The organism is Pseudoalteromonas luteoviolacea DSM 6061 (assembly GCF_001625655.1).
In the GTDB taxonomy this organism is placed as follows: Bacteria; Pseudomonadota; Gammaproteobacteria; order Enterobacterales; family Alteromonadaceae; genus Pseudoalteromonas; species Pseudoalteromonas luteoviolacea.
Genome location: NZ_AUYB01000071.1, coordinates 1 through 217 on the forward strand (window position 1 = coordinate 1; position 217 = coordinate 217).

The following is a 217-nucleotide window of genomic DNA, read 5'->3' on the forward strand; positions in this document are numbered from 1 at the left end:
TTTGTTAGCCAATATAATCCTCTTCCTGTTGTTGGTATGCTGTATTCAATACTAGCGTGAACTTTTTCTAGCTCGCTGATGATTTGGTCCTCATCAGCTTCTATATACAATTCTATAAATTTGAAAAAGCTCCTATCTCGCCCTAAGCTAAATGCTTTGTAATAAAGGTGATATAAAAATTTTAGCTTTGTAATGAAGTGATAAAGTTCTATTCCTC

Annotated in this window: 1 protein-coding gene; it reads right to left on the reverse strand. The window is 33.2% G+C overall.

Annotation, left to right across the window (positions count from 1 at the left end):
- The coding region (locus N475_RS25930) for a hypothetical protein (RefSeq protein WP_211270599.1) at positions 1 to 217 on the reverse strand (217 nt) is incomplete at both ends.